Origin of the sequence: Caballeronia sp. INML3B (assembly GCF_023631305.1) — a bacterium.
Taxonomy (GTDB): Bacteria; Pseudomonadota; Gammaproteobacteria; order Burkholderiales; family Burkholderiaceae; genus Caballeronia; species Caballeronia turbans.
In genome coordinates, this window is sequence record NZ_JALQDI010000002.1 from 55,203 (window position 1) to 77,708 (window position 22,506).

Genomic DNA, 22,506 nt, shown 5'->3' on the forward strand with positions numbered 1-22,506 from the left:
CCTTTAATCGAGCGACGGCAGCACGCGCGGACGGCGATCGCGGTCGGTCGCGACGTAAGTGAGCGTCGCTTCCGTGACCTTGACGACTTCTTCGGCGAGGCTCATGCGCTGCGCCCAGACTTCGACCGATACCGTGATCGACGTATTGCCCGTCTTGACGATATCGGCGTAGAAGCTCAACAGGTCGCCGACGAACACCGGATGCTTGAACAGGAACGAATTCACCGCGACGGTCGCGACGCGGCCGTTCGCGCGGCGGCTCGCCGGAATGGAGCCGGCGATATCCACCTGCGCCATGATCCATCCGCCGAAGACGTCGCCGTGGACGTTGGCGTCGGCGGGCTGCGGCACGACGCGCAGCGCGACGTGCTTCTCGGGAAGGCTGGAGTGGTCTGTCATGGGAGGCGTTCCGGTTTGCGATTGCGGCGGAAGGCCCGCCGGCGTGAGCGGCCCCTCGAACCTTCTGCGACAATGCATGTTGATGAATGAGCCCCAGCGCGCGAGGCGGAAACCTCCATGACGCCGGGGCCTGAAGTAAATTGTACGGGAAAGCATGCGAGAGACGTGCGCCCGTTCCGCCGATAACAGCGTCCCCACGCCGCGCCCAAGCGACGCGCTCAAACGATACGACTCATGCGCCGCGATTCCAACAGCGAGCCCGGCCCGATGGCCCAGGGTCCGCGCAACGACTGGCAGACGATTCGCTCGCTGCTGCCTTATCTCACGACGTACAAATGGCGGGTCGCGTTCGCGCTGACATGCCTGATCGGCGCGAAGGTCGCGAACCTCGGCGTGCCGATCGTGATGAAGCGCATCGTCGATAGCCTCGCTTCCGTGCAGCACCTCACCGCGCTCGGACGCGCGAACGACGCGCCGGGCATCGTGCTGATCGGCGGCATCGGGCTGCTGGTGATCGCTTATGCGGGCGCGCGGCTTTCGACATCGCTTTTCACCGAGCTTCGCGAGCTGCTCTTCGCGAAGGTCACCGAAAGCGCCGTGCGGCAACTCGCGCTGCAAGTCTTCCGGCATTTGCATTCGCTGTCGCTGCGCTTCCATCTGGAGCGGCAAACGGGCGGCATGTCGCGCGATATCGAGCGCGGCACGCGCGGCATCCAGCAACTCGTGTCCTACTCGCTTTACAGCATCCTGCCGACGCTCGTCGAAGTCGGTCTCGTGCTCGCATTCTTCGTGACGAAGTATGAGGCGTATTACGCGATCGTCACGCTCGTCGCGCTCGCCTCGTACATCGTCTTCACGGTGAAGGTCACCGAATGGCGCACGCATTTCCGCCGCACGATGAACGATCTCGACTCGAAGGCGAACTCGCGCGCGATCGATTCGCTGCTCAACTACGAGACCGTGAAGTACTTCGGTAACGAAGAATGGGAAACGCGCCGTTACGATGAAAACCTGCAACGCTACCGCGCGGCCGCGATCAAGTCACAGCGCTCGCTGTCGATGCTGAACTTCGGGCAGCAGATGATCATCGGCGTCGGGCTCGTATTCATTCTCTGGCGCGCGACGCAGGGCGTGATGGCGGGGCGTCTCACGCTCGGCGACCTCGTGCTCATCAACACGTTCATGCTGCAGCTTTATATCCCGCTGAACTTCCTGGGCGTCGTGTATCGCGAGCTGAAGCAGGCGCTGACGGACATGGACCGAATGTTCACGCTGCTCGGCGCGGGCCGCGAAGTCCCCGATGCGCCGGGCGCGCAGGCGCTTGCCGTGCGCGGCGGCGAAGTGCGTTTCGAGAACGTGAGCTTCGCATACGAGAAGGCGCGGCCGATTCTGCATGGCGTCGATTTCACGATTCCCGCAGGCACGACGACGGCCGTGGTCGGACACAGCGGCTCGGGCAAGTCGACGCTCGGACGGCTGCTCTTTCGCTTCTACGATCTCGATCGCGCGCAGGGCGGAAGCATCAGGATCGACGGACAGGACATTCGCGACGTGACGCAGGATTCATTGCGCGCGGCGATCGGCATCGTGCCGCAGGACACTGTGCTCTTCAACGATTCGATCTACTACAACATCGCGTACGGACGTCCTTCGGCGAGCCGCGACGAAGTGATCGCGGCGGCGCGCGCGGCGCATATCCACGAGTTCATCGAGGCGTTGCCGGCGGGTTATGACACGCCTGTCGGCGAGCGCGGGCTGAAGCTGTCGGGCGGCGAAAAGCAGCGCGTCGCCATCGCGCGCACGCTTTTGAAAGACCCGCCGATCCTGATCTTCGACGAAGCCACGTCGGCGCTCGATTCGAAGTCCGAACGCGCGATTCAGCACGAACTCGATTCGATCGCGCGCGAGCGGACGACGCTCATCATCGCGCACCGGTTATCGACGGTCGTGCATGCGCAGCAGATCATCGTGATGGATCACGGGCGCATCGTGGAGCGAGGCACGCACGCCGAACTGCTGCGCGCGAGCGGGCTGTTTGCGCAGATGTGGGCGTTGCAGCAGCAGCGGGCGGAAGAGGCGGTGCGGGATCAGCGGGATACGGCGGGCGTTTGACGCAGCGGGCGCCTGATGGCCGATCAGGCGCGATCGCACGAAACTCGACAAATCCCCCGTTCCGCACCTGAAGCCAAAGTGAACGCGCGTGGATGGTGTCGGATTCGGGGACTTGATCCTTCTCGCTGCAATCCTCGCCGTGCTCACCTGTCCGGTTGTGCGAATCATTCGTCGCATGGGGCGTTCCGGCTCGTGGGTGCTCGCGTTCATGGCGCCACCACTGACGCTCATCGCGCTGTACGTCTTCGCATTCGTGCGCTGGCCGGCGTTCGACGGCGACCGCCGGCCATAAGCCGCAGCCTCACTCCATCGCGTGCGCGCCGCCGATTGCGACGCCATCATGCGTCTGCGAGGAAGTGGACGACCACCGCAGCCACTGCGCACGCAGCATGAACAACGCGCCGAATGCGCAGGTCGCGAGCACGCCGAAGGTCGCGAAGCCCATCTGATAGCTTCCCGTGCTTTCCTTCGCGATCCCCATGATCACCGGCAGATAGAAGCCGCCGATGCCGCCCGCCGCACCGACGATCCCCGAGAGCAGCCCTGTCTTGCCCTTCCACCGATGCGGCACGAGCTGGAACGTCGAACCGTTGCCGAGACCGAACGCGACGTACAGACAGATCAGAATCGCCACACCGCCCGCGACCGGCGGCATCCAGATCGCGAATGCGAAGTCGCCGATCGCGATTGCCGCGAGCAGCACGAGCAGCGCCCGCACGCCGGTCACACGATCGGCGACATAGCCGCCGAACGGCCGCACGATCGCGCCGAGAAACGCGAGCAACGACATGAAAAGCCCCGCTTCCAGCTTCGGCATCTGATAAAGCGACGTGAGCAGCAGCGTCACATACGACGACATGCCGACGAAGCCACCGAACGTGATGCTGTAGATCAGCATGATGACCCATGTATCGCGCTCGCCCAGCACCGAACGATAGTGTCGCGGCAGCACCGCAATCGCGATCAGCGCACCGATCACCGGCAATAGCAGCACGCCGGTCTTGCCGCCGCCGAACACGCCGCCATTCACCGCGAGCACCAGCACGATGAGGCTGACCAGCGTCACCGCGAAGCTGGACAGCGCGCGCATCGTGCTGCCGGTTTTCTGGCCGGCATCGGAGGCCCATGCGAGAAGCGCGGCCGCCGTGATCGCGAGCAGCGGCAGCGCGGCGGCGGTCGAGATCTGCCAGCCGAAGGCATCGGCGAGATGCGGGAACAGGAAGCCGTCGAGCACCGCGCCGATGTTGCCCGCGGCGGCGAGACCCAGCACGAGCCCTTGCACCTTCGGTGGATAGTTGCTGCCGGCCATCGGCAACGCGACTGCGAAGCTCGCGCCGCCCATGCCGAGAAATACGCCGAGCACGAGCAGCAGCGCATACGAGGGCACGCCAGGCAGAAGCGGCAGCACGATCGACGGAATCGACGAGAGCACGACGCCCATCAATGCGACGCGCCGTCCGTCGGTCGACTGATAGAGATTGCCGAGCGTCACGCGCAGGATCGCCGCGGCCAGCACCGGCACCGCGACGAGAAAGCCCTGTTGCGCGGCGGACATCGTCACGTCGCGGCCGATGAACGGCGCGAGCGGTCCATACAGCACCCAGACGGTGAAACCCGTATCGAAGTAGAGGAAGCAGGCGAGCAGCGAGCGCCAGTTGCCGCTCCTGAGCGACGCGATCAGATTGGACATTGCGGGTTTCCGTATATGCGCGCTTCCGGAAGAGCACGCGACGGCCCCCAAAATTGCAAGCATCATGCCAATGGAATGCATGTTTGATCGACGTATCGCATCGGCGAGTGGTGGCGCGGGATTCGAGCGCGCATGGGGCACGTCGTCGCGATTCGGCACACCCGCCGACGGCACCGCGTCCGTGCGCGACCGCATGCGAATGGTGCGCCGCGCCTTCGCGCGGTTCATGCCCGCTAGAATGCGCTTTTGCCGAACAAGCGCCGCTCGCGCCCGAATCGAATGGAACTGAAATGGCTGGAAGACTTCGTGTCGCTCGCGGAGACGCGCAGCTTTAGCCGCTCCGCCGAGCTTCGACATATCACCCAGCCCGCATTTTCGCGGCGCATCCAGGCGCTGGAGGCGTGGCTCGGCACGGAGCTCATCGACCGGTCCGTGTATCCGACGCGGCTCACGCAAGCCGGCAACGTGTTCTACGAGCAGGCGCTCGCGATGCTCTCGCAGTTCCACGAAGCGCGCACGCTGCTGCGCGGGCAGGGCGGCGTGCCCTCGGCGACCATCGAGTTCGCCGTGCCGCATACGCTGTCGCTCACCTACTTTCCGCGCTGGCTCGAGCACATCGAGGCGCGGCTCGGGCGCATCCGCACGCGGCTGCGCGCGCTCAACGTTCACGATGCGGTGCTGTCGCTCGTCGAAGGCGGCTGCGATCTCGTGATGGGCTATCACCATCCGAGTCATCCGGTCGCGCTCGATCCCGCGCGCTACGACATGCTCACGCTCGGCGTCGAGCCGATCAGTCCGTTCTCCGCGGTCACCAAGGGCGGACGCGCGCGCTTTTCGCTGCCCGCGACCGCCGAATCCCCGGTTCCGTATCTGTCGTACACGCCGAACGCCTATCTCGGGCGCATGACCGAAGTCATCATCGCGACCGCGCCCACGCGGCTCTATCTCGACAAGGTGTATGAAACCGACATGGCCGAAGGACTCAAGGCGATGGCGCTGGCCGGGCACGGCGTCGCGTTCCTTCCGCACAGCGCAGTGGAAGATGCCGTGGAGGAAGGGCGGCTCATCCGCCTCGATCGCGGCACACGCGGCACGCCCGCAGGTCAGTTCACGCTGACGATGGAAATCCGCCTCTATCGCGACAAGCTCGCGGCGCCTGGCGAGGAGCCGCGGCAGGCGTTGATGCGCGCGCTATGGGACGCAGTCGGTGAAGAATTGTTAAAGGAATCGTCCGGAAAGCCCGGCGCATAAGGCTTGGCGACGTTATGCAGGATTTGCATGATGGGATAAGGAAACGGCATTGGATTTGAAAACGGCGTTTTTCGACAATGAGCGCATTCCTTCAACGCTGGAGCGTCAATGTCCTCCTCGAAGCAGTCGCTGCAAACGCCGGATGCCAAACATGCAATCCCGTCGTATCTCAACGCCGACGATCTCGGTCCCTGGGGCAACTATCTCAAGCAGGTCGATCGCGTCGCGCCGTATCTCGGTTCTCTCTCGCGCTGGCTCGAAACCCTCAAGCGCCCGAAGCGCATTCTCGTCGTCGATTGCCCGATCGAACTCGATAACGGAACCGTCGCGCACTTCGAAGGCTATCGCGTGCAGCACAACACGTCGCGCGGTCCCGGCAAGGGCGGCGTGCGTTATCACCAGGACGTGACACTCTCCGAAGTGATGGCGCTGTCCGCGTGGATGTCGGTGAAGAATGCGGCCGTGAACGTGCCGTACGGCGGCGCGAAGGGCGGTATCCGTGTCGATCCGCGCACGCTGTCGCGCGGCGAGCTCGAACGCGTGACGCGTCGGTACACCAGCGAGATCGGCATCATCATCGGGCCGAACACGGACATTCCCGCGCCGGACGTGAACACGAACGAGCAGATCATGGCGTGGATGATGGACACCTACTCCATGAACCAGGGCCAGACGGCGACGGGCGTCGTGACCGGCAAGCCGATCTCGCTCGGCGGCTCGCTCGGCCGCAAGGAAGCGACGGGTCGCGGCGTGTTCGTGGTCGGCACGGAAGCGGCGCGGCGCATCGGCATGGAGATCGAAGGCGCGCGCATCGCGGTGCAAGGCTTCGGCAACGTGGGCGGCATTGCGGCCAAGCTGTTCCAGGAAGCGGGCGCGCGCGTGATCGCCGTGCAGGATCACACGGGCACGATTCACAACTCCAAGGGCATCGACACGGCCGCGCTGCTCGATCACGTCGCGAAGAACGGCGGCGTCGGCGGCTTCGCGGGCGCCGATCCCGTGCAGGCCGAAGAGTTCTGGATGATCGAAAGCGACATCCTGATTCCGGCCGCGCTGGAAAACCAGATTACCGAGAAGAACGCGTCGAAGATTCGCACGAAGATCGTCGTCGAAGGCGCGAACGGCCCGACCACGACCGCAGCGGACGACATCCTGAACGACAAGGGCATCCTCGTGATTCCGGACGTCATCGCGAACGCGGGCGGCGTGACGGTCTCGTATTTCGAATGGGTGCAGGACTTTTCGAGCTTCTTCTGGACCGAGGACGAAATCAATCAGCGTCTCGAACGCGTGATGCGCGAGGCGTTTGCCAGCGTGTGGCAAGTCGCGAGCGAGCACCAGGTTTCGGTCCGCACGGCGGCGTTCATCGTCGCGTGTACGCGGATTCTGCAGGCGCGTGAAATGCGCGGCCTCTACCCCTGATCCGATGCGGCGGCGCGCTCGCTCGAGCAGTCTGCGCAATGCGGGCAGCGTTCGCGCCCCTTGAATGATGCGGGCGGCATTCCCTCGGGAATGCCGCCCGCATTTGCATGAAAACTACAAGTCGGCCGACTAGTTGTATTCGGTCAAGCATCCGCGCAAAAACGCCAGTAATATGCGCGGTCGCAACCCGTTGCAACCCAGTTGCAATCAGGCGTCTCACAAATAAGACGGCGTGGGTTAACAATCATTCTTTCAGAATAATTACCCTGCTAAACTTGCCCCGGTTTTTCGCCACAGGAGATCGAACACATGAAGGTTAAAAAGGCTGCGCTGCTCGTCGCCGCGCTCGGGTTTCTCGCAACCGGCGCGTATGCCCAGGACGCGGGCACGCTGAAGAAGATCAAAGACACGGGCGTGATCTCGCTGGGGCATCGCGAATCGTCCATTCCGTTTTCTTACTATGACGACAAGCAGAACGTCGTCGGTTACTCGCACGAGTTCGCGCTGAAGGTCGTCGAGGCCGTCAAGCAGAAGCTGGGCATGCAGGATCTGAAGGTGAAGCTCACGCCGATCACGTCGCAGAACCGCATTCCGCTCGTGCAGAACGGCACCGTCGATATCGAGTGCGGCTCGACCACGAACAACGCCGAACGCCAGCAGCAAGTCTCCTTCTCGAACACGATCTTCGTGATCGGCACGCGCCTTATGACCAAGAAGGATTCGGGCGTGAAGGACTGGGCCGACCTGAAGGGCAAGACCGTCGTGACGACCGCCGGCACCACGTCCGAGCGCCTGCTTCGCAAGATGAATCAGGACAAGAACATGGGCATGAACATCATCAGCGCGAAGGACCACGGCGAGTCGTTCCTGACGCTGTCGACGGGCCGCGCGGTCGCGTTCATGATGGACGATGCGCTCCTCGCGGGCGAACGCGCCAAGTCGAACAACCCGAACGATTTCGTGATCGTCGGCGCGCCGCAGTCGCATGAAGCGTACGGCTGCATGATCCGCAAGAACGATCCGGAGTTCAAGAAGGTCGTCGACGATGCGATCGCCAAGGTCGAAACGTCGGGCGAAGCGGACAAGATCTACAAGAAGTGGTTCGAAAGCCCGATCCCGCCGAAGGGTCTCAACCTCAACTTCCCCGAAAGTGACGACATCAAGGCTCTCTACAAGAGCCCGAATGACAAGGCAATCGACTAACCGGTTCGAGTCTCGAACGAACGAAACGGAAGGAGCTTGCTTCTTCCGTTTCTTTTTGGAGTGAGTCCATGTCTTATCACTGGAACTGGGGCATCCTGCTGAGTCCGGTTTCGACCGGCGAGCCCACCACCTATCTCGGCTGGCTGATCTCCGGCTTTTGGGTGACGATCACCGTGTCGCTCGCGGCCTGGGTGATCGCGCTCGTGGTCGGCTCGTTGTTCGGCATCTTGCGCACGGTCCCGAATCGCACGCTGGCGGCCATCGGCACCGTCTACGTCGCGATCTTCCGCAATATTCCGCTGATCGTGCAGTTCTTCGTCTGGTATCTCGTGATACCGGAGCTGCTGCCGCCTTCCATCGGCAACTGGTTCAAGCAACTGCCGCCGACCGCGCAGTTCTTCTCGTCGTCGATCATCTGTCTCGGGCTCTTCACCGGCGCGCGCGTGTGCGAGCAGGTGCGCTCGGGCATCAACGCACTGCCGCCCGGACAGCGCAACGCGGGCCTCGCGATGGGCTTCACGCAATGGCAGACGTACCGTTACGTGCTGATGCCGGTCGCGTACCGCATCATCGTGCCGCCGCTCACGTCGGAATTTCTCAACGTGTTCAAGAACTCGGCGGTGGCGTCGACCATCGGTCTCTTGGATCTGTCCGCGCAGGCGCGTCAGCTCGTCGACTACACGGCGCAGACCTATGAGTCGTTCATCGCGGTGACGGTCGCCTACATGCTCATCAATCTGGTCGTGATGCAGTTGATGCGCTGGGTCGAAGCCAGAACGCGGCTGCCTGGCTACATCGGAGGCAAGTGATGCATCATTTCAACTGGAGTGGTGTTCTCGCGTCGTGGCCCACGCTGATGACGGGCGCCAAGATCACGCTGCAGATCACCGTGCTCGCCATCGTCGTCGGCATCGTCTGGGGCACCGTGCTCGCGCTGTTCCGCCTGTCGGGCGTCAAGCCGCTGCAATGGTTCGCGAGCGCGTACGTCACGCTGTTCCGCTCGATCCCGCTGGTGATGGTGCTGCTGTGGTTCTTCCTGATCGTGCCGCAGTTGTTGCAGAACGTGCTCGGACTGTCGGCGGACATCGACATTCGTCTCGCCTCGGCGATGGTCGCGTTCTCGCTGTTCGAGGCCGCGTACTATTCGGAAATCATTCGCGCGGGCATTCAAGCGGTGCCGCGCGGTCAGGTGAATGCGGCCTTCGCGCTCGGCATGACCTACGGCCAGGCGATGCAACTCGTCGTGCTGCCGCAGGCGTTCCGTGCGATGGTGCCGCTCTTGCTCACGCAGGCCATCGTCCTGTTTCAGGATACGTCGCTCGTCTACGTCATCAGTCTCGCCGACTTCTTCCGCACGGCGACGAACATCGGGGATCGCGACGGCACGTCCGTCGAGATGGTCCTGTTCGCGGGCGCGTGCTATTTCGTGATCTGCGTGGTGGCGTCGGCCCTCGTCAAAAGTCTTCAGAAAAAGGTCGCAAGATGATCTCTATCAAGAATGTTTCCAAGTGGTACGGGCAGTTCCAGGTGTTGACGGACTGCACGACCGAAGTGAAGAAGGGCGAGGTCGTCGTGGTGTGCGGCCCGTCGGGTTCGGGCAAGTCGACGCTCATCAAGACCGTGAACGGCCTGGAGCCGTTCCAGAAGGGCGAGATCACGATCAACGGGCAATCGCTCACCGACAAGAAGACTAATCTGTCGAAGCTGCGCTCGAAGGTCGGCATGGTGTTCCAGCACTTCGAGCTGTTTCCGCATCTGACTATCACGCAAAACCTGACGCTCGCGCAGATCAAGGTGCTCGGCCGCTCGAACGACGAAGCAACGCAGAAGGGTTTGAAGCTGCTGGATCGCGTCGGCCTGCGCGCGCATGCCGACAAGTTTCCGGGCCAGCTTTCGGGCGGTCAGCAGCAGCGCGTGGCGATTGCGCGCGCCTTGTCGATGGACCCGATCGCGATGCTCTTCGACGAGCCGACATCCGCGCTCGATCCGGAGATGATCAACGAAGTGCTCGACGTGATGGTGGAACTCGCGCAGGAAGGCATGACCATGATGTGCGTGACGCACGAAATGGGGTTCGCTAAGAAGGTCGCGAACCGCGTGATCTTCATGGACAAGGGCTTGATCGTCGAGGACGATCAGAAGGAAGCGTTCTTCGCGAATCCGAGGTCGGATCGCGCGAAGGATTTCCTCGCGAAGATCCTGCACTGACCTCGTCGTGAAAAAAAGGCGCTTCCGAAACGAAGCGCCTTTTTTTATTCAATCCCAAGTTCCGATTCCACCGCCGCCGTCGTCCGAATCTCGCCAATCTCAAGCGCCGATCCGACGCACGCCTTCGCGAGCGGCTCCGCCGCCTTCTTCGCGATTTCCTCCGGCACCGGAATATTCACGCTGCGGGCGAGCGCGCCGCACTGGAACATCGCGAGATCGCCGGGCGCGAAGCGCGTCCAGGTTTCATTGTCGGTGAGCGGGGACGTGGCGATCACGGCGACGCGGTCTTCCGGTGTCGTGTATTTGGCGAAGTCGATGGACATGTCCGCGTCGATCAGATGCGCCGTCGAGAAAGGCCAGCTACGCACCAGATAGTACAAATGCGTGGAACAGTGCGAGAAGAGCGCCTGCCCGTTCGACATCAGGAAATTGAAGACGCCGTATTGCGTGATGTCGCGGGTGAGCCCGGCGAGCGCGTCGAAGAGTTCTTCGAGCGGCGGCTGCGAACACGGAAACGCGCGGCGCAGGCCTTGCAGCAGCGCGCAGAAGGCGAGCTCGCTATCCGTCGTGCCGACCGGCTGATAGACGCCGGTGAGTTCGGGCGTATGGCCTTTCAAATCGCCGTTGTGCGCGAAGATCCAGTGCCGGCCCCACAACTCGCGCATGAACGGATGACAGTTCTCGAGCAGGATATGCCCCTGCGTCGCCTTGCGGATATGTGCGATCGTGTTCTTCGATTTGATCGGATAACGCTTCACCATGTCTGCGAGCGGCGAGCTGGCGGAGGACTGGTGATCGATGAAGAGCCGGCAGGCCTTGTCTTCGAAGAACGCGATCCCCCAGCCGTCGGCATGATGATCCGTGACGCCGCCGCGCGCCGCGAAACCGGTGAACGAAAACGTCACGTCGGTCGGTTCGGCGCAATTCATTCCGAGAAGTTGGCACATGATGCGGGGGCGGGCGGCTTATGGCCTGGTTGTTACAATACGTCCGACAAGCATATCACCGAGGTCGGGCCGAAAAAATCGCGCAACCGCTCATAACCGTGCGCGTTGTGGAATTTCCACGGCGATTTTTTCCTGTCCTCGCGTGGACTTGCGCCATTCCACCGATCTCCGTCATCACGCCATGTCCGCTACCTCAACCTCGCCCAATTCGCTCACGATCGCGCGCCCCGACGACTGGCATCTGCACGTGCGCGACGGCGCGACGCTCGCGGCCGTCCTGCCGCACACGGCGCGCCAGTTCGGCCGCGCGATCATCATGCCGAACCTGAAGCCGCCCGTAACGACGACCGAGATGGCCGCGGCGTACCGCGAGCGCATCCTCGCGGCGCTGCCGAAGGACGGCGCGGCCGCGCGCTTCGAGCCGCTGATGACGCTCTATCTCACCGACAACACGCCGCCCGACGAAATTCGCCGCGCGAAAGACAGCGGCTTCGTGCACGGCGTGAAGCTGTATCCGGCGGGCGCGACGACCAATTCCGACGCGGGCGTGACGGATCTCGGAAAGTGCGCGAAGACGCTCGAAGCGATGCAGGAAACGGGCATGCCGCTGCTCGTGCACGGCGAAGTAACCGATGGCGACATCGACGTGTTCGATCGTGAGAAGGTCTTCATCGACCGCGTGATGACGCCGCTGCGCCGCGATTTTCCGGCGCTGAAGGTCGTGTTCGAGCACATTACGACGAAGGACGCGGCCGATTACGTGCGCGAGGCCGAAGGGCCGATCGGTGCAACGATCACCGCGCATCACCTGCTGTACAACCGCAACATCATGCTCGTCGGCGGCATGCGGCCGCACTACTACTGCCTGCCCGTGCTCAAGCGCGAGACGCATCGCGTGGCCCTCGTCGAGGCGGCGACGTCTGGCAATCCGCGCTATTTCCTCGGCACGGACAGCGCGCCGCATCCCAAAGGCCTGAAGGAACACGCGTGCGGCTGCGCGGGCTGCTACACGGCGCTGCACGCGCTCGAGCTCTACGCCGAAACTTTCGACAAGGCCGGCGCGCTCGACAAGCTCGAAGGCTTCGCCAGCTTCCACGGCGCGGACTTCTACGGCCTGCCGCGCAGTGCGGAAAAGGTGACGCTGGAACGCGGATCGTGGACGCTGCCTGCCGAATTCACCGCCGGCGACGCGACGATCGTGCCGTTGCGCGGCGGCGAGCCGATCGGCTGGCGTTTCGCGGACGCGCATTGACATTTCGAACGTGAGCGCGGGTTTCGCGGATATCGACTGGGCGCGGCCCTGGCTCGCGTCGATCGAAGCGCGCGGCAAGCGCTGGCAGGCGGCGGCGCTTGCCGGTTACGACGAATATCTCGCGACGCTCAACGAAGACGCGGCGGCGGCCTCCCATGTCACCGGCCGCGGCGAAGCGCTCGCGTTCATCGCGCAGGAAGAACTGCCGGCGGGCGCCTCGTACGAAGGGCATATCGCGCAGACCGGCCGCGTGCCGACTCGCCACAATCTCCACGATTTCTTCAACGGGTCGATGTGGTTCGCGTATCCGCGCATCAAGGCGGCGCTCAACGCGCTACAGGCACAGCAGATCGATACGCTCGGCATCGGCCCGACGCGCGGCGGCGTGCGCGACGCGCTCACGCTCTTCGACGAAAACGCGGTGCTCTTCGCCTGCGCCGATCCATCGCTGGCGCTTGCGCTGCGCGGTTTCCGTTGGCGCACGCTGTTCGTCGACGAGCGCACGGCGTGGGGCACGCGCTGCGAGGCGCGCATCTTCGGTCACGCGCTGCTGGAAAAGCTCGTCGCGCCGTACAAGGCGTGCACGGGGCACGCGTGGATCGTCGAGGTTCCCATCGACTATTTCACGCTCGACGATGCCGCCCGCCGCGCGCTGATCGACGAACGCGTGGCGCAGCGCCTGAACGCCGAGCCGCTCGACAGCCGCGCGTTCGCGCCGCTGCCGGTGCTGGGCGTACCGGGCTGGTGGGCCGCGAACGCGTCACCCGACTTCTACGACGATACGAACGTTTTTCGACCGGGCCGCCGCAATCGCTGAAGCAGGTCCGATGTTAAAATCGATGCCGCAAAGCGGGCCAGGCAATCGCGGCCTCGACGGTTTCGGCCGAAGAGGGCGAGGAAAGTCCGGACTCCACAGGGCAGGGTGATGGCTAACGGCCATCCGTGGCAACACGCGGAACAGGGCAACAGAAAGCAAACCGCCGATGGCTTCGGGCGCAAGTCCGGAGATCAGGTAAGGGTGAAACGGTGCGGTAAGAGCGCACCGCGGACGTCGCGAGACGCTCCGGCACGGTAACCTCCACCCGGAGCAATTCCAAATAGGCAGGCGCGCATCCTCGCGATGCAGGACGGGGCCCCCGTCCGTCTGCGGGTAGGAAGCTTGAACGCGTCAGCAATGGCGCGTCTAGAGGAATGATTGCCACGCGCGTTCGGCTTCGGTTGGCGCGCGCACAGAATCCGGCTTATCGGCCCGCTTTGTCGTCATTCAAAGGAAAAGAGCCGGCGTCTGGCGACGCCGGCTCTTTTTCATTTCTGCTGGACCTGGCCTACGCTTCGACGATCTCGAACGAATGCGTGAGTTCGGCCGTCTTCGCCAGCATGATCGACGCCGAGCAGTACTTGTCGTGCGACAGATTGATCGCGCGCTCGACCGTCGCCGGATTCAGATTCTTCCCGGTCACGGTGAAATGGAAATGGATCTTCGTGAAGACTTTCGGGTCTTCGCTTGCGCGATCGGCCTTGAGCGTGACCGAGCAATCCTCGATTTCCTGACGGCTCTTCTTCAGGATCATCACGACGTCGTAGGCGGTGCAGCCGCCGGTGCCGAGCAGCACCATTTCCATCGGGCGCGGCGCGAGATTGCGGCCGCCGCCTTCGGGTGCGCCATCCATATTGACGAGATGGCCGCTTCCCGTTTCCGCGGCGAAGGCCATGCCGCCTTGTCCCATCCAGCTAACTTTGCATTCCATGCTCAGGCTCCAGCTGTTCAGCGCGTCGTTACAGAAACTTTATTGTAGCCGTTCAGGGATTTTCGACGGGTCGCGGCTTACGAGCATCCACGGGTTGACAAAGCGACAATCGCTGCGGTCGCCACGGCGTTGACCCAAAAAACCTGATTCGAGGATGCGCTCTGGAGGGATATTTTTCCGAAACGATGACGCGAAAGCGTCGTAACTAACTGAAATTATTGATGAAGTGAAATCTTTATTTGTGATTTCAATATTTCGAATTATGAAATACGCTTTCACCATGCAAATCTTCTTGCCTTGCAGCATGACCGTGCCTATACTCGTCCCTGTCTCCTCCACCTCCTCCTTGGTGGATTAAGCCCGAGCCACAGCGGCCCGGGCTTTTTTTCGCCCTCGCGCCGCGTAAAGCGAATCTTTGACGCAGCGGCCAAATTCCCTTTATAATTCAAAGTTCTCTTCGCCACACGCCCGCGGAGAGAGGCTTGTGAGAGCCTGCACGCGTCGCGAACGCACTCATATAAGCAGGGCCGAGCAAGGCAAAGTTCAAGGGCAGATCAATTTTTTGGATCGATCATGAAGACGTTTTCCGCAAAAGCCGAAGAGGTGACGCGCGAATGGTACGTGATTGACGCGACGGATAAGGTTCTCGGCCGTGTCGCCAGCGAAGTGGCACGCCGTCTTCGCGGCAAGCACAAGCCTGAATTCACTCCGCACGTCGACACCGGTGATTTCATCATCGTCGTCAATGCCGGCAAGCTGAAGGTCACCGGCAACAAGACCACGGACAAGAAGTACTATCGTCACTCGGGCTACCCGGGCGGCATCTACGAAACGACGTTCGGCAAGATGCAGGAGCGTTTCCCGGGCCGCGCGCTCGAGAAGGCTGTCAAGGGCATGCTTCCGAAGGGTCCGCTCGGCTACGCGATGATCAAGAAGCTGAAGGTCTACGCCGAAGCAACGCATCCGCATACGGCTCAACAGCCTAAAGCGCTCGAGATCTAAGGGGAGCCCACATGATCGGTAACTGGAACTACGGTACGGGCCGCCGCAAGAGCGCCGTCGCTCGTGTCTTCATCAAGTCGGGCAAGGGCGATATCGTCGTCAACGGCAAGCCCATCGCCGACTATTTCTCGCGTGAAACGTCGCTGATGATCGTGCGTCAGCCGCTCGAACTCACGAACCACGGCACCACGTTCGACATCAAGGTCAACGTGTCGGGCGGCGGTGAGACGGGTCAGGCCGGCGCGGTGCGCCACGGCATCACCCGCGCGCTGATGGACTACGACGCAACGCTGAAGTCGCAACTGTCGAACGCAGGCTTCGTCACCCGCGACGCGCGTGAAGTGGAACGTAAGAAGGTCGGTTTCCACAAGGCACGCCGCAGGAAGCAATTCTCGAAGCGTTAAGCGCTTCGGCATTTCCCCGGGACCGGAGACCGGTTCCTGGCGAAACTGCTGCGAAAGCCGCCCGCACCTTGGTGCCGGCGGCTTTTTCGTTTTTGCGCGCAAAATCACCGCCATGTCGAACTTGCATATAGCCCATTGATTTCATGGACATTCGGCACGATATTGAGATCAGCCCTACAATAGCGGTCAGAAGCTAAATTGGAGAGTTCGAATGAGCGCTGTCAGCGACACCCCCACGACCGAAATGCCGATGCCGTTCGTCTTCACCGACGCGGCTGCAGACAAGGTCAAGCAATTGATCGATGAAGAAGGCAATCCGGATCTGAAGCTGCGCGTGTTCGTGCAGGGCGGCGGATGCTCCGGTTTCCAGTACGGCTTCACGTTCGACGAAGAAGTCAACGAAGACGACACCGTGATGGACAAGGCGGGCGTGCAGTTGCTCGTCGATTCGATGAGCTATCAGTATCTCGTCGGCGCGGAGATCGACTATAAGGACGACATCAACGGCGCGCAGTTCGTCATCAAGAACCCCAACGCCACCACGACGTGCGGTTGCGGTTCGTCGTTCTCGGTCTGAGCACGAATCAGTCGATGTGAGCGAAACGGAGCCTTCGGGCTCCGTTTTTGTTTTCGGGCGCGCGTCAGTGCGGGTAGATTGCGCCGAGCACCCGCGCACCCGACGCGCCTGTCACCGCGGGCAGATTGCCCGGCTCGCGCGCAACGCAGCGCATCGCGAGCCACGCGAACGCAAGTGCTTCGACCTGCTGCGGCGGCACGCCGAGCGCCTCGGTCGTCATGACGGGCACGCCCGCAACGCCGCCGTCTTCCAGGGCCTGCTCGAGCATTTTCATCAGAACCGGATTGCGCGCGCCGCCGCCGCACACGTACACGGCGCGCACATCCGACGCGTGACGCGCGATCTCGCGGGCGACCGTCGTTGCGGTGAGCGCGGTGAGCGTCGCCTGAACGTCGGCGGGAGCAAGGCTTGCGAAGGCGGCGAGCTTCGCGTCCATCCATGCCGGGTTGAACAGATCGCGGCCTGTACTTTTCGGCGGAGGCAGTTCGAAAAACGGCTCGTCGAGAAGGGCGTCGAGCAGCGGCTGATGCACCTGGCCTTGCGCCGCGAATTGCCCGCCATCGTCGTAGGCTCTTTGCAGATGACGCAACGCCCATTCGTCGATCAGCGCGTTCGCCGGACCACAATCGAAGCCGCGCACTTCGCCGCTTGCCGCAAGGATCGTGATATTGCTGATGCCGCCCAGATTGCACACGACGCGCGTCTCGTTCTTTTCGCCGAACACCGTCGCGTGAAACGCCGGCACGAGCGGCGCGCCCTGGCCGCCCGCGGCGACATCGCGGCTGCGGAAATCGGCGACGACGTCGATGTTGGTCATCTCCGCAAGCAGCGCGGGATTGTTGATCTGTCGCGTATAGCCCTTCTCCGGCCGATGCCGCACCGTCTGGCCGTGAACGCCGATCGCACGCACCTTCGCCGCCGAATAGCCGCTCATGCTCTGCAATTCATGACAGCACACGGCGTAACGCGTCGCGAGCGCATTGGCGGCAAGCGCCTCGCGCTCGATTTCGTTGTCACCGGGTGATTGCAATTCGAAGAGCGCGTCGCGCAAGCCTTTCGAGAAGGAGACATGCGCCTCGCCGAGCACGACGGGCGGCTTGCCCGCTGCGAATTGCACCGCGACGCCGTCCACGCCGTCCATGCTGGTTCCGGACATCAAACCGAAGTACACGCCATCGGCCTTGCCGGTTTCGATTGCTTCGGTTTTCTTGGGCACGCTGCTCTCCTCGTCGATGCCGTGTTGCGGATTTCGCTCAAGCGGCGATTATCCGCGTTATGCATCGAATCGTTAAGACGCGTCTGGCGTCGTCCTCATGGACCGACGCCTTTCGCCAGGCCGCAGCACGCGCAAACGCGCCTCATCCGACACGAAACGGCGCGAATGGCCGCGTCATCGCGTAAAATCCTGAGCCTGAACAAGCAATTGCGCGCGATTTCGTCATTTTTTCCGCGCACGCCGCGTTTCGACGCGCGGCGTCCCATCCGGCCGCGCCGGACCGCTGCGACGGTGTTGAGGCCAGATCGCGCCGCCCCGTTCGCCAGTCATCGAACCCTTTTGACTTCACAAGCCGCAAGCATGACCACAGATTCCAACGCTTCTTCCGCGCCCGCCGCCGCGCAGAGCTTTCCGATCACCGACGATGTGAAAAACGCGCTCGCCATCGCGAAGCGTGGCTGCGACGAATTGCTGATCGAAGACGAATTCGCGCAGAAGCTCGCAAGAAGCGCCGCGACGGGCAAGCCGCTGCGCATCAAGCTCGGTCTCGACCCGACCGCGCCCGACATCCACATCGGCCATACGGTCGTGCTGAACAAGATGCGCCAGTTGCAGGATCTCGGCCATCAGGTCATTTTCCTGATCGGCGATTTCACTTCGCTGATCGGCGATCCGTCCGGCCGCAACGCGACGCGCCCGCCGCTCACGCGCGAGCAGATCGAAAACAACGCGAAGACGTATTTCGAGCAGGCTGCGCTCGTGCTGGATCGCGAGAAGACCGAAATCCGCTACAACAGCGAATGGTCGATGCCGCTCGGCGCCGACGGCATGATCAAGCTCGCGTCGCGCTACACGGTGGCGCGCATTCTCGAGCGCGAGGACTTCACGAAGCGCTTCCAAAGCGGCGTGCCGATTTCGATCCATGAATTTCTGTACCCGCTGATGCAGGGCTACGACTCCGTCGCGCTGAACGCGGATCTCGAGCTCGGCGGCACGGATCAGAAGTTCAACCTGCTCGTCGGCCGTGAATTGCAGAAGCAATACGGCCAGGAACAGCAGTGCATCCTGACGATGCCGCTGCTCGAAGGCCTCGACGGCGTCGAGAAGATGTCGAAGTCGAAGAACAATTACGTCGGCATCAGCGAGAAGCCGACCGAGATGTTCGGCAAGCTGATGAGCATTTCGGACGTGCTCATGTGGCGCTACTTCGAGCTGCTGTCGTTCCGCAGCATCGATGAGATTGCGGGCTTCAAGAAGGAGGCCGAAGGCGGCCGCAACCCGCGTGACTTCAAGGTGATGCTCGCGCAGGAGATCGTTGCGCGCTTCCACTCGTCGGCGGACGCACAGCGCGCGCTCGACGACTTCAACCATCGCGCGAAGGGTGGCGTTCCGGACGACATTCCGACGGTGACGCTCGCGGGCGCCCCAATCGCGATCGGCCAGTTGCTGAAGCAGGCGGGCCTCGTGCCGTCGACGAGCGAGGCGCTGCGCAATATCGAGCAGGGCGGCGTGAAGATCGACGGCGCGACCGTCTCCGACAAGGGCCTGAAGATCGAGGCGGGCGAGTTCGTGGTGCAGGTGGGCAAGCGCCGTTTCGCACGCGTCACGCTGACCGCTTGAGCCGATGATCGCGCTCATTCAGCGTGTGAAGCGCGCCGATGTCCGCGTGGGCGAGCGCGTGACCGGTGCGATCGACGCGGGCTTGCTCGCGCTGGTCTGCGCCGAGCGCGGCGACAACGAAGCAGCAGCCGACAAGCTGCTCGCCAAGATGCTCGCGTACCGGGTGTTCAGCGACGCCGCCGGCAAGATGAACCTGTCCGTCTCGAACATGGATGGCGCGGGCCGCGCGGGCGGCGTCTTGCTGGTCTCGCAATTCACGCTTGCCGCCGATACGTCGAGCGGCTTGCGCCCGAGCTTCACGCCTGCCGCTCCGCCCGACGAAGGCAAGCGGCTCTTCGATTACTTCGTCGAGCAGGCACGCGCGAAGCATCCGATCGTCGAAACGGGCGAATTCGGCGCGGAGATGCAGGTGTCGCTCGTCAATGACGGGCCGGTTACTTTCTGGCTTCAGGTACGTCCATGACGACTCGGGTACTCTTCATCCGGCACGGCGAAACCGACTGGAATCGCATCAAGCGCATTCAAGGGCATATCGATATTCCGTTGTCCGAGCACGGCTTCCTGCAAGCCGAACAGCTCGGAGAACGCCTGGCTCGAGAAGGCGGGATCGATGCGGTCTATTCGAGCGATCTGCAACGCGCGCAGCAGACGGCGCGTCCATTCGCGGATGCGCTCGGGCTCGAGTTGCGCTTGTCGGAAAAGTTGCGTGAGCGGTTCTACGGCGCGTTCCAAGGCCATGACAGCGACGAGATCAGCGACAGGTTTCCCGCTGAATACGTCGAATGGCAGACACGCGATCCCGGTTTTTCACCGCCCGGCGATGGTGAGTCGCAGCGCGTGTTTTATCACCGCGTCGTGCATGCGATGGAACCGATCGTTGCCGCGCATCCGGACGGATGTATCGCGGTCGTCGCGCATGGCGGCGTGCTCGATTGCATCTATCGATTCGCGATGAAGCTGTCGCTCCATGAACCGCGCAACTGGCCGCTGCTCAATTGCAGCGTCAATATCGTGGATTATCAGGATGGCGGGGCGAGGGTCGTGTCGTGGGGAGATGTCGCGCATCTGTCGACGGACACTGACGACGACAGCTTGCGCAAGCGCGCCTAGCCGTTGCTCGTATCCCAAAGATCCCGAATCGGCCCGGCATCCGGCGCAGCGATGCCGAAGTGCCGATACGTGAGCATGGTCGCGACGCGTCCGCGCGGCGTGCGCTGCAGGAAGCCTTGCTGGATCAGATACGGTTCGAGCACGTCCTCGATCGTATCGCGCTCCTCGCCGATTGCCGCGGCGAGATTGTCCACGCCGACCGGCCCGCCATCGAACTTGTGCAGGATCGCTTCGAGCAGCTTGCGGTCCATCAGATCGAAGCCGACGGGATCGACGTCGAGCATCTTTAGCGCGCGGTCCGCGACATCGGCGGAAATCACGCCGTCCGCTTTCACCTCGGCGTAGTCGCGCACCCGGCGCAGCAGGCGGTTCGCAATCCGCGGCGTGCCACGGGAGCGCTTGGCAATTTCCAGCGCGCCTTCGGGTACGATCTCCGCCTTCAACAAAGACGCCGACCGCGACACGATGCGCGCCAGTTCGCTCGCGTTATAAAACTCCAGCCGCGACACGATGCCGAAGCGGTCGCGCAGCGGATTCGTCAGCATGCCCGCGCGCGTGGTCGCGCCGACGAGCGTGAACGGCTGCAGATCCAGCTTCACGCTGCGCGCGGCCGGTCCTTCGCCGATCATGATGTCGATCTGATAATCCTCGAGTGCCGGATACAGGATTTCCTCGACGACGGGTGAAAGCCGATGAATTTCGTCGATGAACAGCACGTCGTTCGCTTCGAGATTCGTGAGAAGCGCGGCGAGATCGCCCGCGCGTTCGAGCACCGGGCCCGACGTCTGCCGCAAATTCACACCCATTTCCCGCGCGATGATATGCGCGAGCGTCGTCTTGCCGAGACCCGGCGGCCCGAACAGCAGTACGTGATCGAGCGCTTCGGAGCGCCGCTTGGCCGCTTCGATGAAGATTTCGAGCTGACCGCGCGCCTTTTCCTGCCCGATGTACTCGTCGAGCTTGTGCGGGCGCAGCGCGCGCTCGAACGCTTCTTCGTTCGGCGAGACGGGCGTAGCCGAGATGACGCGTTCGGCGGCGAGTTTGTCGGTTTCGATCATGGGTCGATTGTACAGCTAGGCTTCTCGCGGGGAATCGGCCGAATGGGCCAGGCCGTCACGCCTTCGAAAGTGCCTTCAGCGCCAGCTTGATACCCTCGGACACCCCCGTTCCCGCCGGCACATTCTTGACGGCGGCGAGCGCTTCCTTCTCGGAATAGCCGAGCGCGAGCAGCGCGTTGAGGATATCGGACGCGTGATCCGACTGGGAAACCGTCCCCGCAATCGCGCCGAGATCCGCGCCGAGCTTGCCTTTCAGTTCGAGCAGCAGCCGTTCCGCCGTCTTCTTGCCGATGCCGGGCACGCGCGTGAGGCGCGCGGCGTCTTGCGTCGTCACCGTCTGCGAGAGCTCGTGCACGCTCATGCCCGAAAGCACCGCCAAGGCCATCCGCGCGCCGATGCCGCTTATTTTCAGCAACTCGCGGAACGTCGAGCGCTCCTGCGCGGTGAGAAAGCCGTACAGCAGATGCGCATCTTCGCGCACGATCAGCTGGGTGAGCAGCACGACTTTTTCGCCGGCATTCGGCAGGTTATAGAAGGTGCTCATCGGCACGTCGATTTCGTAGCCGACGCCGCCGCAATCGACGAGCAAGTGCGGCGGATTTTTTTCCAGCAGAACGCCGGCGATGCGACCGATCATGTGTTTGAACCAGAAGAAGTGTTATTAGCCGATGAGACGACCGCGCCGCACGCGCAAGCCTTTCTTCGCAAGCCCCGGCGCGATGCCGCCCAACGCCGCGAGGCCCGTGCCGCCGTGCGCGTGGCAGATGGCCATGCCGAGCGCGTCGGCGGCGTCGGTGCCTGGCACGCCGGAGAGGCTGAGGAGCCGCACGACCATCTGCTGCATCTGTTCCTTCGTCGCGCGTCCGTAGCCGACGACGGCCTGCTTCAACTGCAACGCCGTGTACTCCGCCACCGGCACGCCACTCGCGACGAGCCCGCAAATGGCCGCGCCGCGGGCCTGGCCGAGCAACAGGGTCGATTGCGGATTCACGTTGACGAAGACCTTTTCGATCGCGGCCTGATCCGGATTGTGCTGCGTGATGAGCGTCGAGATACCGCTGAAGATGGTGTTCAGGCGCGAAGGCAAGTCGGCATCGGCCGTCTTGATGACGCCGCTCGTGACGTAAGTGAGCGTGTGCCCCGTCTTGTCGATGATGCCGAAGCCCGTCACACGCAGGCCGGGGTCGATGCCGAGGATTCTCATTCGTTCGCGATGCGCGTAGTCCAAATCAAAAAGGCCTGCTTGCGCTCTCGAAGCGCAAACAGGCCAATCTTAAATGAAGCGGG

At 62.9% G+C, this 22,506-nt stretch carries 25 protein-coding genes and 1 other RNA gene; 17 read left to right on the top strand and 9 right to left on the bottom strand.

The genetic code is table 11. The features are described from left to right. Positions 1-3: 3 nt before the first annotated feature. On the bottom strand, positions 4-399 hold the full coding sequence (locus tag NCS58_RS02540) for an acyl-CoA thioesterase (protein WP_061117830.1): 396 nt from the start codon (positions 397-399) through the stop codon (positions 4-6). Between the two features lie 234 nt (positions 400-633). On the opposite strand from NCS58_RS02540, the gene NCS58_RS02545 reads away from it, so the two are divergent. Further along, complete coding sequence (locus tag NCS58_RS02545; protein ID WP_250537778.1) at positions 634-2,511, top strand: ABC transporter ATP-binding protein/permease; 1,878 nt, start codon at positions 634-636, stop codon at positions 2,509-2,511. A gap of 112 nt (positions 2,512-2,623) precedes the next feature. Next, positions 2,624-2,803 carry a hypothetical protein gene (locus tag NCS58_RS02550; RefSeq protein WP_250537779.1) on the top strand — a complete coding sequence of 60 codons (180 nt, stop codon included), beginning with the start codon at positions 2,624-2,626 and terminating at the stop codon, positions 2,801-2,803. A 9-nt stretch (positions 2,804-2,812) separates the two neighbouring features. Here NCS58_RS02550 and NCS58_RS02555 read toward each other — a convergent pair whose 3' ends face one another. After that, positions 2,813-4,201, bottom strand: coding sequence for an MFS transporter (locus NCS58_RS02555; protein WP_061117828.1), 1,389 nt, complete (start codon positions 4,199-4,201; stop codon positions 2,813-2,815). A 279-nt stretch (positions 4,202-4,480) separates the two neighbouring features. Here NCS58_RS02555 and NCS58_RS02560 point away from each other — a divergent pair, with 279 nt between their 5' ends. From NCS58_RS02560 to NCS58_RS02585, 6 genes are all read left to right on the top strand, one after another. Further along, complete coding sequence (locus NCS58_RS02560) at positions 4,481-5,452, top strand: LysR family transcriptional regulator (protein WP_250537780.1); 972 nt, start codon at positions 4,481-4,483, stop codon at positions 5,450-5,452. A 108-nt stretch (positions 5,453-5,560) separates the two neighbouring features. Continuing rightward, entirely contained in the window at positions 5,561-6,874 is a 1,314-nt protein-coding gene (locus NCS58_RS02565; RefSeq protein WP_061117826.1) for a Glu/Leu/Phe/Val dehydrogenase, read from the top strand. A gap of 309 nt (positions 6,875-7,183) precedes the next feature. After that, a complete protein-coding gene (locus NCS58_RS02570) occupies positions 7,184-8,077 on the top strand; it encodes a glutamate/aspartate ABC transporter substrate-binding protein (protein WP_061117825.1) in 894 nt (297 codons plus the stop codon). A 68-nt stretch (positions 8,078-8,145) separates the two neighbouring features. Beyond that, complete coding sequence (locus NCS58_RS02575) at positions 8,146-8,886, top strand: amino acid ABC transporter permease (RefSeq protein WP_061117824.1); 741 nt, start codon at positions 8,146-8,148, stop codon at positions 8,884-8,886. Beyond that, complete coding sequence (gene gltK / locus NCS58_RS02580; protein WP_061117823.1) at positions 8,886-9,563, top strand: glutamate/aspartate ABC transporter permease GltK; 678 nt, start codon at positions 8,886-8,888, stop codon at positions 9,561-9,563. Before NCS58_RS02575 ends, gltK begins: the two co-directional genes overlap by 1 nt. Then, positions 9,560-10,285 carry an amino acid ABC transporter ATP-binding protein gene (locus NCS58_RS02585; protein WP_061117822.1) on the top strand — a complete coding sequence of 242 codons (726 nt, stop codon included), beginning with the start codon at positions 9,560-9,562 and terminating at the stop codon, positions 10,283-10,285. The genes gltK and NCS58_RS02585 overlap by 4 nt, the downstream gene beginning before the upstream one ends. 44 nt (positions 10,286-10,329) lie before the next feature. Here the strand turns inward: NCS58_RS02585 and NCS58_RS02590 are convergent, their stop codons facing one another. Then, entirely contained in the window at positions 10,330-11,232 is a 903-nt protein-coding gene (locus NCS58_RS02590) for a class II glutamine amidotransferase (RefSeq protein WP_086960946.1), read from the bottom strand. A gap of 181 nt (positions 11,233-11,413) precedes the next feature. Between NCS58_RS02590 and pyrC the strand changes: the two genes are divergently transcribed. From pyrC to rnpB, 3 genes are all read left to right on the top strand, one after another. Further along, positions 11,414-12,484 (top strand): dihydroorotase, encoded by a 1,071-nt coding sequence (gene pyrC, locus NCS58_RS02595; RefSeq protein ID WP_250537781.1) that lies wholly within the window; start codon positions 11,414-11,416, stop codon positions 12,482-12,484. 10 nt (positions 12,485-12,494) lie between these two features. Further along, positions 12,495-13,301, top strand: a complete 807-nt coding sequence (locus NCS58_RS02600) for a DUF3025 domain-containing protein (protein WP_409241783.1) — start codon at positions 12,495-12,497, stop codon at positions 13,299-13,301. A gap of 29 nt (positions 13,302-13,330) precedes the next feature. Further along, positions 13,331-13,744: RNase P RNA component class A (gene rnpB, locus NCS58_RS02605), an RNA gene on the top strand. Between the two features lie 65 nt (positions 13,745-13,809). Here the strand turns inward: rnpB and NCS58_RS02610 are convergent. Both NCS58_RS02610 and NCS58_RS02615 read right to left on the bottom strand, forming a co-directional pair. Further along, a complete protein-coding gene (locus NCS58_RS02610) occupies positions 13,810-14,232 on the bottom strand; it encodes an OsmC family protein (protein ID WP_061117818.1) in 423 nt (140 codons plus the stop codon). 39 nt (positions 14,233-14,271) lie between these two features. After that, positions 14,272-14,538 carry a hypothetical protein gene (locus NCS58_RS02615; RefSeq protein WP_250537782.1) on the bottom strand — a complete coding sequence of 89 codons (267 nt, stop codon included), beginning with the start codon at positions 14,536-14,538 and terminating at the stop codon, positions 14,272-14,274. 267 nt (positions 14,539-14,805) lie between these two features. Here NCS58_RS02615 and rplM point away from each other — a divergent pair, with 267 nt between their 5' ends. The 3 genes from rplM to erpA all read left to right on the top strand — a co-directional run bounded on the left by rplM (position 14,806) and on the right by erpA (position 16,215). Further along, the gene (gene rplM / locus NCS58_RS02620; protein WP_008351572.1) at positions 14,806-15,234 is read left to right on the top strand and encodes a 50S ribosomal protein L13; all 429 of its coding nucleotides are present in this window, start codon (positions 14,806-14,808) and stop codon (positions 15,232-15,234) included. An 11-nt stretch (positions 15,235-15,245) separates the two neighbouring features. Next, positions 15,246-15,638: a 30S ribosomal protein S9 gene (gene rpsI / locus NCS58_RS02625; RefSeq protein WP_061117817.1), complete on the top strand. Its 393-nt coding sequence runs from the start codon at positions 15,246-15,248 to the stop codon at positions 15,636-15,638. Between the two features lie 211 nt (positions 15,639-15,849). After that, positions 15,850-16,215: an iron-sulfur cluster insertion protein ErpA gene (gene erpA / locus NCS58_RS02630; protein ID WP_061117816.1), complete on the top strand. Its 366-nt coding sequence runs from the start codon at positions 15,850-15,852 to the stop codon at positions 16,213-16,215. Positions 16,216-16,279: 64 nt separating this feature from the next. Here the strand turns inward: erpA and NCS58_RS02635 are convergent, their stop codons facing one another. Then, complete coding sequence (locus tag NCS58_RS02635; RefSeq protein WP_311766294.1) at positions 16,280-17,410, bottom strand: anhydro-N-acetylmuramic acid kinase; 1,131 nt, start codon at positions 17,408-17,410, stop codon at positions 16,280-16,282. Positions 17,411-17,791: 381 nt separating this feature from the next. On the opposite strand from NCS58_RS02635, the gene tyrS reads away from it, so the two are divergent. From tyrS to NCS58_RS02650, 3 genes are read left to right on the top strand one after another with little or no spacing between them, the layout of a single operon-like run. Beyond that, positions 17,792-19,051 carry a tyrosine--tRNA ligase gene (tyrS, locus tag NCS58_RS02640; protein ID WP_061117815.1) on the top strand — a complete coding sequence of 420 codons (1,260 nt, stop codon included), beginning with the start codon at positions 17,792-17,794 and terminating at the stop codon, positions 19,049-19,051. Between the two features lie 4 nt (positions 19,052-19,055). Beyond that, positions 19,056-19,514, top strand: a complete 459-nt coding sequence (gene dtd, locus NCS58_RS02645) for a D-aminoacyl-tRNA deacylase (RefSeq protein ID WP_061117814.1) — start codon at positions 19,056-19,058, stop codon at positions 19,512-19,514. After that, positions 19,511-20,161, top strand: coding sequence for a histidine phosphatase family protein (locus NCS58_RS02650; protein ID WP_250537783.1), 651 nt, complete (start codon positions 19,511-19,513; stop codon positions 20,159-20,161). The genes dtd and NCS58_RS02650 overlap by 4 nt, the downstream gene beginning before the upstream one ends. Here the strand turns inward: NCS58_RS02650 and ruvB are convergent. The 3 genes from ruvB to ruvC are packed head-to-tail and all read right to left on the bottom strand — an operon-like array spanning position 20,158 to position 22,423. Continuing rightward, positions 20,158-21,219 (bottom strand): Holliday junction branch migration DNA helicase RuvB, encoded by a 1,062-nt coding sequence (gene ruvB / locus NCS58_RS02655; RefSeq protein ID WP_061117812.1) that lies wholly within the window; start codon positions 21,217-21,219, stop codon positions 20,158-20,160. The genes NCS58_RS02650 and ruvB overlap by 4 nt on opposite strands. A 55-nt stretch (positions 21,220-21,274) precedes the next feature. Next, positions 21,275-21,856 carry a Holliday junction branch migration protein RuvA gene (gene ruvA / locus NCS58_RS02660; protein ID WP_061117811.1) on the bottom strand — a complete coding sequence of 194 codons (582 nt, stop codon included), beginning with the start codon at positions 21,854-21,856 and terminating at the stop codon, positions 21,275-21,277. A 24-nt stretch (positions 21,857-21,880) separates the two neighbouring features. After that, a complete protein-coding gene (gene ruvC / locus NCS58_RS02665; RefSeq protein ID WP_061117891.1) occupies positions 21,881-22,423 on the bottom strand; it encodes a crossover junction endodeoxyribonuclease RuvC in 543 nt (180 codons plus the stop codon). Positions 22,424-22,506 lie beyond the last annotated feature (83 nt).

Excerpts from the sequence above, each read along its gene's own strand:
- NCS58_RS02585 (WP_061117822.1), top strand. The coding sequence starts at position 9,560 with ATGATCTCTATCAAGAATGTTTCCAAGTGGTACGGGCAGTTCCAGGTG.
- ruvA (WP_061117811.1), bottom strand. The coding sequence starts at position 21,856 with ATGATCGGTCGCATCGCCGGCGTTCTGCTGGAAAAAAATCCGCCGCAC.
- NCS58_RS02560 (WP_250537780.1), top strand. The coding sequence starts at position 4,481 with ATGGAACTGAAATGGCTGGAAGACTTCGTGTCGCTCGCGGAGACGCGC.
- NCS58_RS02570 (WP_061117825.1), top strand. The coding sequence starts at position 7,184 with ATGAAGGTTAAAAAGGCTGCGCTGCTCGTCGCCGCGCTCGGGTTTCTC.
- NCS58_RS02590 (WP_086960946.1), bottom strand. The coding sequence starts at position 11,232 with ATGTGCCAACTTCTCGGAATGAATTGCGCCGAACCGACCGACGTGACG.
- ruvC (WP_061117891.1), bottom strand. The coding sequence starts at position 22,423 with ATGAGAATCCTCGGCATCGACCCCGGCCTGCGTGTGACGGGCTTCGGC.
- NCS58_RS02555 (WP_061117828.1), bottom strand. The coding sequence starts at position 4,201 with ATGTCCAATCTGATCGCGTCGCTCAGGAGCGGCAACTGGCGCTCGCTG.
- NCS58_RS02650 (WP_250537783.1), top strand. The coding sequence starts at position 19,511 with ATGACGACTCGGGTACTCTTCATCCGGCACGGCGAAACCGACTGGAAT.
- rpsI (WP_061117817.1), top strand. The coding sequence starts at position 15,246 with ATGATCGGTAACTGGAACTACGGTACGGGCCGCCGCAAGAGCGCCGTC.
- erpA (WP_061117816.1), top strand. The coding sequence starts at position 15,850 with ATGAGCGCTGTCAGCGACACCCCCACGACCGAAATGCCGATGCCGTTC.
- dtd (WP_061117814.1), top strand. The coding sequence starts at position 19,056 with ATGATCGCGCTCATTCAGCGTGTGAAGCGCGCCGATGTCCGCGTGGGC.
- NCS58_RS02565 (WP_061117826.1), top strand. The coding sequence starts at position 5,561 with ATGTCCTCCTCGAAGCAGTCGCTGCAAACGCCGGATGCCAAACATGCA.
- tyrS (WP_061117815.1), top strand. The coding sequence starts at position 17,792 with ATGACCACAGATTCCAACGCTTCTTCCGCGCCCGCCGCCGCGCAGAGC.
- ruvB (WP_061117812.1), bottom strand. The coding sequence starts at position 21,219 with ATGATCGAAACCGACAAACTCGCCGCCGAACGCGTCATCTCGGCTACG.
- NCS58_RS02610 (WP_061117818.1), bottom strand. The coding sequence starts at position 14,232 with ATGGAATGCAAAGTTAGCTGGATGGGACAAGGCGGCATGGCCTTCGCC.
- gltK (WP_061117823.1), top strand. The coding sequence starts at position 8,886 with ATGCATCATTTCAACTGGAGTGGTGTTCTCGCGTCGTGGCCCACGCTG.
- NCS58_RS02615 (WP_250537782.1), bottom strand. The coding sequence starts at position 14,538 with ATGCTGCAAGGCAAGAAGATTTGCATGGTGAAAGCGTATTTCATAATT.
- NCS58_RS02575 (WP_061117824.1), top strand. The coding sequence starts at position 8,146 with ATGTCTTATCACTGGAACTGGGGCATCCTGCTGAGTCCGGTTTCGACC.
- rplM (WP_008351572.1), top strand. The coding sequence starts at position 14,806 with ATGAAGACGTTTTCCGCAAAAGCCGAAGAGGTGACGCGCGAATGGTAC.
- NCS58_RS02540 (WP_061117830.1), bottom strand. The coding sequence starts at position 399 with ATGACAGACCACTCCAGCCTTCCCGAGAAGCACGTCGCGCTGCGCGTC.
- pyrC (WP_250537781.1), top strand. The coding sequence starts at position 11,414 with ATGTCCGCTACCTCAACCTCGCCCAATTCGCTCACGATCGCGCGCCCC.
- NCS58_RS02545 (WP_250537778.1), top strand. The coding sequence starts at position 634 with ATGCGCCGCGATTCCAACAGCGAGCCCGGCCCGATGGCCCAGGGTCCG.